Source organism: Paenibacillus ginsengarvi (assembly GCF_003626695.1).
Classification (GTDB): Bacteria; Bacillota; Bacilli; order Paenibacillales; family NBRC-103111; genus Paenibacillus_AB; species Paenibacillus_AB ginsengarvi.
The window spans coordinates 1-10099 of record NZ_RBAH01000059.1; the positions used below are offsets into that span (position 1 = coordinate 1).

Consider the following 10099-nt stretch of genomic DNA (forward strand, 5'->3'; position numbering starts at 1 on the left):
TGACAAATTGCTTGCATTTGGCGACAAATGTGAGGTGGTGGAGCCGGCGGACATAAGATTGGGCTTTCGGGCCTACGTTCGCGGCATTTTGGCGAAATATGAACAAGATTGAACACCCTATGAATACTCGTCTAGTGGTATCGGGGTACACCCAACGAATCATGACCTTCAATAATTGGGGGAATTGCGGAGATAAGCCATCGCTAACCACGACGACAATTTGGCGGGTGTGTTTATGGAATACGTATCCGGACATTCTCGGGCTGCAGGAGGTTTCGCCCAAAGTGCGGCGGTAGCCGATCGTTTTGTTCAATTTGTTAAGCGCTCATTATGCGGAAATCGACGTAAACATCGCCCCGCTGTGCAACAACTAAACCCCTCTGCAATATATGCTAAACAGCCCTCGCCTTCGGCCCCCCGGACTGCTCGGATTCAGAAGGAGTGCCCACCGGCCATGATCTAGTTCCACTGAAGGTTGGCTATCACCAACAAATTATTCCTAGCTTTGCTTGGCGACTATTCAACTCTCGTTCCCATATTGTTGAAATATATATACCCCATAAACATTACAATCCAGCCAAAGGGCTGTCAGCACTCAACTACCCTCACCGAGGGAGTTGAGAAAGGCAGCCGATCGTAAACCGGCTGCCGTCGTATAACAGATGCAGTCAGGTAGGCTTGCAATCGCATGTGGAAGTGTAAAAATAGGATTTTTTATAGGGATCTTATTAATCTATTTGTCTGACTTTCTTTATCATCAAAAAAACAGAAGGCTCGTTTCAGAGAGCAGTCCATTATTAGCCAAACAGACGAACAATCCCTTTGTATAACCCGACATGGAAATTTTTGATCGACCGGAATAACAGTCGGATCCAGCTACCTCTACCAACATCCTCTGCCGCGACCATTTTAATGATATGATCTTTTCCGTTATACGTAACCATTAATGTTCCCATCTCGTCGCCTTGCTTGATTGGTGCGATACGCTTATCCTGATCGATCCGCTCCGTTTTATGCACGAATTGCTCGGCAGTTGTCCCTTTCTTGACAACTAGAGTTAGCCCACTTTCCGTCACGACAGGTACAGCCGTTCGTACGCCTTTTCTGAGCTCCACCGATTTCATTGAGTCGATCTCGCTTTTGGCGGCTACGACCTTTCTCAGCTCGAAGTTATTAAAACCGTAGTCCAGCAGCTTGCGGGTTTCCTCAAACCGTTTCGGCTCCGTCCGGGTACCCATTACGACACTTATCAATCGCATCCCGTTACGGACCGCGGTTCCGGTGAAGCAATAGCCCGCTTCATCGGTATAACCCGTCTTCAGTCCATCCAATCCGGGATAAGCATATTTTTTGAAACTGGCTACTGTACCATTTCCATCCAGCATCCAGTTCTTATTGATCATCGGACTCTTGTCTCTTTCCCGAAGCTTCAAGGATGGGATTTTGGCGTATTCGAGCACTTCCGGATGATCTTTCAGGATCCGGTATGCCAGCATCGCCGCATCCTTGGCGGACATCACCGTCTCACCCTCGGCGTCGAAAACAGGGGCTCCGCTTAAATCTTTCAGGTCGTTTCTATTTAGTCCTGTTGCTGTCGCAAAATGGGCCGCAGTCATGCCAAGCTTCTTCGCTTTTTCGTTCATCAGCTTGGTGAAATCTTCCTCGGTCCCACCAATTCGCTCGGCCAAAGCTACGGAGGCATCGTTGGCCGAGTAAATCGACATCGCTTGAAACATCTTGCGAACAGAAAGCTGCTCCCCATTCGCTAGCAAAACTCCGGAGCCGGGAACTTCGGACGCATATTTGCTTGTCGTGACGGGATCGTCCCATTTCAGCTTTCCGGACTTGATATGCTCCATCACGATATACTCCGTCATCATCTTGGTCATGCTTGCAGGTGGCAACGCAGTATCCGCATTTAACTCAAATAAGATTTGACCGGATTCCGCATCCATTAATACGGCCGATTTTACGTCGAGCGTTAAATCCGTTGCCTCATTAGCCTGAACCGGTTCCGGACTATGGATGAACAGTTGCACCCCCACAATCGCCGCCATAATAATGGAGACGAATCGCTTTGCTTTTGTGTTACATTTCAATTACTACACTCCCATGCTTGTTATCCTTACCCAGTCTTAAACAATTTTCATTAAATCAATATAATAGTTAACACGTATGAAAGTCAAACCAGTGACGACTCCACACGGCTTAAGCCGTGGGCTTCTCGAATCATCGAGACTCGTAACCTCGTCCCTCCCCGAAGGCTCCGTCCGAGCCTAGTCTACCTTTGTGCGGTTACGAGACTTGCCGCTTCGCGCGCGCCAGGATGTTGATCGCCGCATTCACATCCCGATCTAACGTTGTACCGCATTGCTTGCAGCGATGGATACGTTCGATTTGTGATACGGTTCACCTTAACAGGTCTATCGGCGAAAAAAGTAGGGGAACCACTCTCGTGGCTCCCCCCTTATCGAACCGTACGTGCCCTACTAAGGCATACGGCTCACCAACGTGCTTCGACCTGAATCAATATGTAGCTATTCGCTGAGCATATTGCATTTTACGTACAAGCTCCGGCGTGTAGTACGTTTCGCCTTTCTCTCTCGCTCTTTGTTCTTTCCGGGCTTGATGCGCTTTCCCTGCTTGCTCTTCATGTAGGCGAGGTAATCCTCCAATGGTCAAAGCGAAAAGAGTAGGTGAGCAGCACTCTGACCGTGGATGGGGGCTTTTTTTACCTCTTAATATCGATGTACCGGGGGAACCGGCTTCGCTAGACATAGAAAAGAATTATGAAAAAAAGCCGGAGCAGTAGCTCCAGCCCGTGGTCACAGTGTAATTGGTAAGGGGATCAACTTAAACTCTTAGTAAATTGGAGGCCGGGAGCAGGAACAATTTTCCAATACATACATCTTGTGAGACGGCGACAGGATGTGCGCATCGTGGCCGGCTTCATCGGCTTTGTTACGTTTTACGGGCTGCGTCATCCGCGGCTGGTTGCGGCCGCGACGGCATCGATATCGCATCTTCCCGCGTCATCGGTGAAAACCCGCGATTTATGTGGGATTTAATCGGAATATATTCTTGTTACCCGACATCATGTGCTATTACTTATATCAATGTTGGATTACGGAGTGGGTTCGACCGCCGCCATGCGACACCGAGACGCGCGCTCATGGGGCATCCCACGGTCTAAAAAACTTGTACATGGCTCTCTTCCTTCATAACATCCATGTAAACATTGTATTTGATTGCAGTTGGAGTCCGACTTCAAAGGCGGACACTGACGCTTCTCCGTCCCTTCTCCATACCCTCTTTTTACATTCGCTCATGGGTTCACGTTCTCCGTACGATCTAGTCTCTTACGGCTGCCAGCGTGATCAACCTTCTTCTGTAGATAGCAAGAGCCAGGCCAAGAAACGCCATCTCCGCCACGAAATGGCTTAACCCGTAGCTAACGAAAGGAAGCGGGATGCCGATCAGCAGCACGATTCCGAACGACATGAGGGCTTTAACGCTGTAGCGAAATGGCGTTAAAAAAAGCCCGCCTTATTGGCGAGCTTTGGTAACAGGACGACTCTGCTTCAATTGAGCAAGCGCCTCAGTGACTCTCTTATCACGTTCTGGACTTGGGCCTGGCATTGTTTGCATAACATAATGACCATCAGCATAACGACGAGCAGCTTCATCAAGACTCATAGGCGGATTCTTCTTCATGATCATCACCTCTTACGATAAGTATAACATAACCAGATATTCGGCAACAGCCTCACTAATAATCATTAGGCCGCCGCCAAAATGTGTAGCTCCGATTGCATTCGAATAAAAAAGCATAAGCCGCTGCTGGATCTTCGATTGAAAAGCTACAGCACCTTCATACCCGAGGTCCATGCTACGCTTACATGCGAAAGCCATTAAATGCTCGCCGATCAAATCAAATTCTTTGCGCTTACTAGGGATGCCTTCAATCAAATGCACCCACACATGATCCTCTTTACGCTCAAGTGCAATAGCTCCTTGTATAACATCATTGCCTGCTACAACCATCTTATATACTTCGATGCTGCGTTGGCTGAAATAAATTCGCCAGTCGAAGGCGTCATTCCAATCGCTCATATGAAGTTCAATATCATATGGCTGCAGCGAAAGGAACGAAACTGGATATGTTTCGCTGCTGCGGATATGTAGTAACACGATTCAACCTCCCCGATAGATAGATTACGACAAAGGGAAGATGCAGGCAATAGCATGATCGGAACAAGAGGGACCTCCCCCTCCTCAGTGGAATAAAGACATCCTGCCTAATACTTTATTTCTGCTGATACGGGTTCCGTCGGGAATGGATAATGTTCTTGTCACCCGACATTATTGTCTGTGACAAAAAGTTTACCCCTATTTTGACAACAAGTTTGCCCGTTTTAATCAATTACTGGAATGTTGTGCGCAGCTATGTAGGACCGCGCACAAAGGCCGCCGAATCGCTCTCCGGCAGCCTCACTACTTTCCTTTTACGTTTGAGCCGGATATCCAGCCCGAAAGTTTATAAGGCGGTGACGCGGACCGTTCGGGTCGCCAGCACACCGCCGTATTCGGCGGTAATAACGGTTTCGCCGATCGTAAGCGGCACGATCGTTTCCGTCGGGACGTTCGAGGTGCCCAGAGACGTTTCCTTCGTGTTCCGCATTTCCCGCAGATTGGGCCGGCACGAGGTCGATGCCCGGGGCCGGGGAGAATCGTGCGGATCGACGTCGAATACGAGATGAGTTGGAGCAGCGTCATGATTGAAGCAAACGTACACGTGCCCGCTGGCATGAGTTCTTCGCACGACTAATTGACGGCCCCGGGCATACAGCCATTCGAACGAGCCTTCCTGCAGGGCAGAGTGCGACTTGCGCAGCGAGACGAGGCGGCGGTAAAATTCGAGAAGCTGCGCATGTTGCCGCTGCGGGTCCCACACCATCGGCCTCCGGCAGTCCGGGTCGGCTCCTCCCTGCATTCCCGTCTCGTCGCCGTAATAGATGCACGGCGTTCCCGGCAGCACAAACTGAAACAGCGCGGCCTGCATCCCTTTCCGCTCGTCCCCGGCGACCGTAAGCAGCCTCGGCGTATCGTGGCTTCCGACGATGTTAAATGCCGCCTCGTTCACTTGCTGCGGGTAACCGGCGAGCAGCCGATTGATTTGAAAGGAAAACGTCTCGGCATCGATCTCGCCTTTGGCAAAAAACTGCAGCACCGCCTCCGTCGCCGGATAATTCATCACCGCATCGAACTGGTCGCCTCTCAGCCACGGCATCGCATCGTGCCAAATTTCCCCCAGGATATACAAATCCGGCTTCAGCGATTTCAACGTCCTGCGGAACTGCCGCCAAAACCCGTGGTCGACCTCGTTCGCCACATCCAGTCTCCAGTACCCCTTGCAGATCGCCGCCGTAATAATCGTGCGGTCCCGGATCGTCCTGTTCCCAAGGCCGAACGCCGGCCGGATCGCCGTTAGCAAACCGTTCGGGGAATATTTGATAAAAAACGGCCCGCTTGACCCACTCCGGCGACTTCAACACCTCGCTTGGCCACAGAAACGGATAGTCGAAGCAGGACAGCGGATCTTGTAGCTTCCGCTCCGAGAATCCCTGCTCCGTATACCACAGCTTCCTTGTGCCGGACACCAGTTCGAATGCGTAGCGGAGCCTGCCGTACGGAGGCGTTAGCTCAGCTTGCCAATAATCGAACAGCTCGTCGCTGGCGATCTTGTGCAGATGTTTCTCCTTAGCGGTGCGATCCCAATCGTATTTGTCTCCGTATAAAGCTTTAACAGTCCGCAGATCGCCTTTTTTGGCGCGCAGCCGAATGTGGACCGTCCGGTCGTCGTAGGCATGTCTTCGCCCGTCATCCCTGCGAAAAGCGCGGTTTCCGTAATTTCTCTGGCCAGAGCCGATTCAACGCCACTTTTCGCCGCGAGCAATCCACGATCTAGCGGTTCGGTGGACGTGACGGCCGATTGCGAAACACGCAGCAGCAATGGCCGGATGACGTGCTCCCCTTCGTGCCAACGATCGAGCGGCATCGTCAAGCCCAACCATTGCTTCCATTTCCAAACGGCTAGGAAGCTTCACCTTCGTTCAATGTGGCATCGTTCAAGCCGAACCGAAGCGAGCTTCCGTTATACAACGAAAGTTCGGCGTCTTTGGACATCGCAATGCGTTAGGGCGCGATTGGCGACGCTTCCGCGGCGAAGTCGTGCCGTACCAGATCGCGTCCACACTACACCCATGGCGCTTTCAATCGATACTCATTCCCTCTTCGAATCGATCAAGCGGAATTTATCGCCGGGATTGTATAGAACAACGCGGACAGCTCGGGCTGCGAGCCCGACTCAAACCGGCTTTAGCAAGTGGGAGTCGGCATTCCGGTAAGGAAGCCCGTCATGTTTGAATTTGGGTTTTATTACAGAAAAGTCAAGAAAGCCCATTCATTTACGATACAAGTAAGGCGACGACGACTAGATGCATAAAGGTAATGTTTTCAATAAGTTGATATTCGCGGTCGCGCTGATGGACGTTCCCGAAACGGTTTCCTCTCCCCTTTCTCCGGTTACTATCGAGCTTCCGGCTAATAGTCAGGCAGCACAATTCCTTATTCCGGCTATGGAACCACCAATTCCTCTAGAATAGAGATTCTCTAGAAAATTCATACTACTACTTGAGGTGTTGTATGGACAACGTATTTTATAAAAATATAATCAAGGGGTTTATCATCCCTGCGCTTGTCTTTGGGGGATTATCCGCATGTGCTCCAAAAAAAAGGTCTAACGTAACCGATGGAACGAAGCCTTACGCCGTAAAAGATACAAATCCTTTTACGGTAAAAGAAGTGGCGGATGCCCCCCAATGGCAAAAGACAGCCGATGCGATAATTGCAGAGGGGCTTCAATATTTAGGGGCCCCTTATGTCTATGGCGCGGAAAGATTTGACGATAAGGCATTTGACTGTTCTTCTTACGTGCAATATCTATACGGCAAACAAGGGATCAATTTAGGTTATAACGCAAGAGAACAGGCAGTACAAGGTGAAGAAATACCATTTATCAATTTGCGAAAAGGTGATGTCATGTTTTTTTCCGATGAAGATTTTCCGAACGAGACAGGGTTAAATAAGGTGCGGCATGTCGGCATTTATATGGGGGACGGGAAAATACTTCATACTTACGAGCAAGGAACCGGAGTGATCATAAGCAATATTCATAAGGACCAAAAAGAAGGTGAGTATTGGTATCAGCACTACCTGTTTGCCAGAAGAGTAATCCCTGGTTAGACATTCCATCAACACGGAGGTATCTGCTGCGGCTATGAATAGGAAACGGTTGAATTGGATTATGATTTTCCTCAGTGTACTTCTTTGCCCGATCCATATTTTCGCTGCAGGCTCTGAGGATGAATCACCGGATATACAAGCTTTTTTAGTACAACTGTTCAACGAAAGAACCCAGTTTCTTATTGACCAAAAACCGGAATATATTGATAAATTTTATGAAATGAAGGACAAGTTGGGCCGGTATGCTTATGAGCAGGAGCTACTGAGGAGCAAATATATCAATACTTGGGCTGAAAAAAGGGGCATCGCATTCTCAGCCGCGGAAAGCAGCATTCGAATTCATCGCATCAAAAAAGAAGGAAACCTGGCAAAGGTTTCATTGAACCAAAGCTTACAATTAAGCTATGTGTACAAAAATAACAAAGTCAATCCTCAGTCCTTCGGCATAGGAACACGGCATGGATTAACGCTTAAAAAAATCAATGGCGAGTGGCTGGTACTCCGCGAATGGTATACCGACCCTCTTACGGAAAATCCAAAATGGATTCCGGAATTCAAAGGCTTCCCGAATCCCACTTTTTTAAAATCCGAAACCGATAGCGTACAAAACGGCGATAAAATAAATCAAAGATACAATAGACAAAAGGCAGTAGAATATGCCAATAAATATGCAGGGGCTGCATGGGGTGCCGGCAATGATCACCGCTACAACAAAAAGTACTTGGATTATACGTATAAGGGTGGAGATTGCACCAACTTCGCTTCTCAAGTGATCGGGGATAAGAGCGAAGGCGGAGGATTGCGAATGAGATCGGGATGGCATTACAGCTCGGAGGGAAGCCAATCCTGGGTAAGGACGGATTCGTTTAAAAATTTCGTGCTGCACAGCGGGTATGGCAAACTCGTCGCCAAGGACTATTTTTCAGATGTAATTAAGCCGACGGAGAAATATCCGAATGGGGCTATTGCATCATTGAAGCCCGGTGATCTCATTGCTTATGAGATGAACGGAGATGTCGATCATTTTTCGATCTTGGTAGGTTTTGACGACCATGGATACCCACTCGTCAATTCCCATACGGCGGACCGGTATCGCGTGCCTTTTGACCTCGGATGGGATAAAAATACGAAATATTTATTGATTCACATAAATGATTAACTCAACTTTCGCAGCAACAAAGTAAGTTGAATCCCTTGTGGATCTAAGAGCCAATCCATTTACTTCTTTTAATTGACAAAGACACCCTCTTTGTTTGGTATCATGGAAGTGTCGAGCAACCACAAACAAAGAAAGGTGTGTAACTTCAATGGTACACCATCGTTCCCTATCTGACCAGTCTCGTTTTTCGTCCGTATTTCATTATCTTCAAATCGGCAAGTTGCTTCGCGAGGCGGGGATTCGAAAATCTTTCGGTCTCACTGCACTTGCTGTTTTTCAGTTGCTGTTTTCGCTTGTCTTTGAGGGTAAGAATTGGTTTCGTTTATTAGAAAGCAGCCGCGGATCTTCTTTGCCAGGCAAGGATGTCGTTTACCGTTTCTTGAACCATCCGCACTTTGCCTGGCGGGATTTTCTTCATTCGCTATGCTTGTCGGTGGTTCGGCAGTTCACTTCGCTAACCTCGGCCAAACGAGTAAAAGTTTTCATTATTGATGATTCCACACTGCAGCGTAATCGCAGTAAAAAGGCTGAGCTACTTGCCAAGGTATTTGACCATTCTACAGGCCGATTTGCCAAGGGCTACACGATGCTGACCCTTGGCTGGTCGGACGGCTTCAGCTTCGCTCCAGTCGACTTTGTCATGCTCTCGTCAGCCAACATCCTGAATCGCATAACCGAGATGACGACAGTAATCTCGAAGCGATGCCACGGTTACAAACGGCGATTAGAGGCGTTCACTCGTAAGCCTGATGCAGTGATTGGCTTGATTCAACGTGCTTTGCGTACTGGCTTCCATGCGGATTACGTATTGATGGATAGCTGGTTCGCACAGATGCCGCTCATTCGCCAACTCTTGGCTGAGGGGCTGGACACGATTGGAATGGTCAAAGAGATGAAGCAGCGGTATACCTACCAAGGCCAACGTTTAACGCTGAGTGAACTGTACCGCAGCCTGCCGAAGAACAAGAAATCTTCCATTTGGAGCTCTGTCATTACCCAGACTTCATGCGGAGTGTCTGTCAAACTCGTGTTTGTTCAAAACCGTAACAAACGCCGTGAATGGCTGGCCATACTCAGTACGGACTTGGGTTTAGAGCCGAGCGAGATCGTGCGTATCTACGGCATGCGATGGAGTATTGAAACCTTCTTCAAGGTAACCAAAAGCTATCTGAAACTGGGAACCGAGTTTCAGGGCCGATCCTTTGACATGCTAATTAGCCACACGACTGTCGTGTTTAGCCGGTACCTAGTCATGGAATTTGAGCGGAGACAAGCGGGAGATTCACGTACACTCGGCGGGCTGTTCTTCTTGTACGCGGATGAGGTCCGTGACCTGGACTACCAGACCGCTCTCCAACAGCTGATGTCTTTATTCTTAGATATGGCTCAAGCAAAGAACAAACACAACAAACAAACGGTGTTGTGTCAACTCCAAGAGTGGATGGCCGATTTGCCCTTGTACATTAAGGACTTATTCGGTAATTTATGCTGCGAAAGTTGAGTGATTAACTCAACTTTCGCAGCAACAAAATAGGTCGAATCCATTGTGGTTCTAAGAGCCAAAGCCTCTTTTTCTATTGATTGACAAAAAAACACCCTCTTTGTTTGGTATCATGGAAGTGTCGAGCAACCATG

10 protein-coding genes and 1 pseudogene are annotated in these 10099 nt (G+C 48.8%); 4 read left to right on the plus strand and 7 right to left on the minus strand.

Annotated elements, in window-relative coordinates; translation table 11 throughout:
• Window positions 1–797: 797 nt before the first annotated feature.
• Together D7M11_RS35880 and D7M11_RS35885 are read right to left on the minus strand one after the other, a co-directional pair.
• Window positions 798–2057 (minus strand): D-alanyl-D-alanine carboxypeptidase family protein, encoded by a 1260-nt coding sequence (locus tag D7M11_RS35880; protein WP_120752076.1) that lies wholly within the window; start codon window positions 2055–2057, stop codon window positions 798–800.
• Between the two features lie 238 nt (window positions 2058–2295).
• The gene (locus tag D7M11_RS35885) at window positions 2296–2397 is read right to left on the minus strand and encodes a zinc ribbon domain-containing protein (protein ID WP_120752077.1); all 102 of its coding nucleotides are present in this window, start codon (window positions 2395–2397) and stop codon (window positions 2296–2298) included.
• 515 nt (window positions 2398–2912) lie between these two features.
• On the opposite strand from D7M11_RS35885, the gene D7M11_RS37055 reads away from it, so the two are divergent.
• A complete protein-coding gene (locus tag D7M11_RS37055; protein ID WP_193556368.1) occupies window positions 2913–3068 on the plus strand; it encodes a hypothetical protein in 156 nt (51 codons plus the stop codon).
• Window positions 3069–3351: 283 nt separating this feature from the next.
• On the opposite strand, the gene D7M11_RS35890 is transcribed toward D7M11_RS37055, so the two are convergent.
• From D7M11_RS35890 to D7M11_RS37980, 5 genes and pseudogenes are all read right to left on the minus strand, one after another.
• Complete coding sequence (locus D7M11_RS35890) at window positions 3352–3501, minus strand: hypothetical protein (RefSeq protein WP_120752070.1); 150 nt, start codon at window positions 3499–3501, stop codon at window positions 3352–3354.
• A gap of 45 nt (window positions 3502–3546) precedes the next feature.
• A complete protein-coding gene (locus D7M11_RS36660) occupies window positions 3547–3714 on the minus strand; it encodes a hypothetical protein (RefSeq protein ID WP_158607023.1) in 168 nt (55 codons plus the stop codon).
• Between the two features lie 12 nt (window positions 3715–3726).
• Window positions 3727–4191 carry a hypothetical protein gene (locus D7M11_RS35895; RefSeq protein ID WP_120752071.1) on the minus strand — a complete coding sequence of 155 codons (465 nt, stop codon included), beginning with the start codon at window positions 4189–4191 and terminating at the stop codon, window positions 3727–3729.
• A 346-nt stretch (window positions 4192–4537) separates the two neighbouring features.
• Window positions 4538–5494: an alpha-amylase family glycosyl hydrolase gene (locus tag D7M11_RS37685; RefSeq protein ID WP_240041451.1), complete on the minus strand. Its 957-nt coding sequence runs from the start codon at window positions 5492–5494 to the stop codon at window positions 4538–4540.
• A 133-nt stretch (window positions 5495–5627) separates the two neighbouring features.
• Window positions 5628–5930: pseudogene (locus D7M11_RS37980) on the minus strand (alpha amylase N-terminal ig-like domain-containing protein); the annotation flags it as partial.
• Between the two features lie 775 nt (window positions 5931–6705).
• On the opposite strand from D7M11_RS37980, the gene D7M11_RS35910 reads away from it, so the two are divergent.
• From D7M11_RS35910 to D7M11_RS35920, 3 genes are all read left to right on the plus strand, one after another.
• Entirely contained in the window at window positions 6706–7305 is a 600-nt protein-coding gene (locus D7M11_RS35910; RefSeq protein ID WP_120752073.1) for a C40 family peptidase, read from the plus strand.
• 49 nt (window positions 7306–7354) lie between these two features.
• On the plus strand, window positions 7355–8464 hold the full coding sequence (locus tag D7M11_RS35915; protein ID WP_240041452.1) for an amidase domain-containing protein: 1110 nt from the start codon (window positions 7355–7357) through the stop codon (window positions 8462–8464).
• A gap of 148 nt (window positions 8465–8612) precedes the next feature.
• On the plus strand, window positions 8613–9965 hold the full coding sequence (locus tag D7M11_RS35920; RefSeq protein ID WP_120752075.1) for an IS4 family transposase: 1353 nt from the start codon (window positions 8613–8615) through the stop codon (window positions 9963–9965).
• Window positions 9966–10099 lie beyond the last annotated feature (134 nt).